General features: G+C 70.8%; 1 protein-coding gene. It reads right to left on the reverse strand.

Translation table 11 applies throughout. The annotated features are described in order from the left end of the window. Nucleotides 1-9: 9 nt before the first annotated feature. Nucleotides 10-1,362: a transposase gene (locus tag Q1A09_RS22510; protein ID WP_299960629.1), complete on the reverse strand. Its 1,353-nt coding sequence runs from the start codon at nucleotides 1,360-1,362 to the stop codon at nucleotides 10-12. Between the last annotated feature and the right edge of the window lie 75 nt (nucleotides 1,363-1,437).

A 1,437-nucleotide genomic window follows, 5' to 3' on the forward strand; every position in this document is an offset into this window, starting at 1 on the left:
TCGGTAGCGTCAGGCAGCGTTGAAGTTTGGTGCGGTGATCTTGAAGGTGATGGCGTTGGGTGGGCTGGTGGTCTGACGCAGTCTGGTCCAGGCGGGGTGGTTGGTCATCCGGGCGAGCTTGATGGTGATCAGGTCTCGTAGGCCTTCGGTCGACCAGCGGCTGCCACCGATGTCGGTGCGGGCGTTGAGTTCACGCATGACGCGCTCGAGCACGCCGGAGCCGAGTTCGGGTCCGCCGAGGTGGGCCAGGCGGCGGCGGAGCTCGGGGCGCAGGCAGGTGAAGGTCTGGTCGCGGGCGCCGGCCAGCAGCTCTCCGGCGGCGTGGTGGCCCTCGGCGGTGACGATGGCGGTGAAGGCGTCGTAGGCGTCCAGCGCCTGGGTGTGGGTGAGCCGCTCGCGGGCGACCCGGTGCAGCAGTGCGGTCAGCTCGGCGCGCTTGGCGTTCGCCCAGTTCCGCGGGGCCTTGTCCGCGTAGAGGGCCCAACGCAGCGCCCGAGGCAGGTGCCACCAGCAGCGTTGGATCGGCACATCGGGCCAGAGGCTTTCGGCGAGCCGGGTGATCGCCAGTTCGCCGTCGACGACCACTACGGCCGGCGGGTCGAGGTCGCGCAGCTGCGCGGTCATCGCCGACCACGGCTGGTCCAGCGTCAGACCCAGCACGGTCGTGGCGGCCTGCCTGCGGCGTCGCGGGCCGGTCCGGGCGGTCACTCCCAGGGCGATGTTGCAGTTGACCCCGAGCCGGCGGCGGCCAGCGCGCATGCCGGTGCCGTCGAGGATCACCACGTCGGCACGGCCGGGAGCATGCGGGGAGTCCGCGCAGCCGACGCCGTCGAGTAGCGGGGCCAGGTCAGCCACCGCCGAGTGCGCACGCCCGGCCGAGCCTGGCACGCCGAAGGAGGCCGCGACCGCCCCGGCCCGGGCGAAGGACATCTGGGTGGCCAGCTCGGCCAGTTCCACCATCAGCCGGTCGGTGCGCCGCTTCCCGGACAGATCCAGCATCAACAACAGCGGCGCGAACACCCGCCCGCAGGACCGACAGCCGACATTGGCCAGCTGGACGCGCACGACTCCAGCAGCGGTGTCGAACCGACGGGGCCGGGTGCGCTTGCCCTTGCGGGAGAAGTCGCTCATCACCCCGCACCCCGGGCAGCCGAACGGCGCCGGCAGATCCCGCACCGGCAACCACTTCGGCCCACACACCCGGTCGATCAGCTTGTCCTGCAGGTCCTCCAACGCCGCGGCCAGCGCGGCCGCGGGCAACTCCTCACGCATCGCCACCGCCCACGCCTCCAGCTGCGACCAGGTCAGCGACTCGTCGAGCTCGGGCAGCTCGGCGGTCAGGGCGAGAGTAGTGAGCGACACCGATGACTCCTCGGAACGAGAGGCCATCACCTCAAGTCAAGATCCAAGAACTTCAACGATGCTCTGTGCTACCGA

Source organism: uncultured Modestobacter sp. (genome assembly GCF_947486615.1).
Taxonomy (GTDB): domain Bacteria; phylum Actinomycetota; class Actinomycetes; order Mycobacteriales; family Geodermatophilaceae; genus Modestobacter.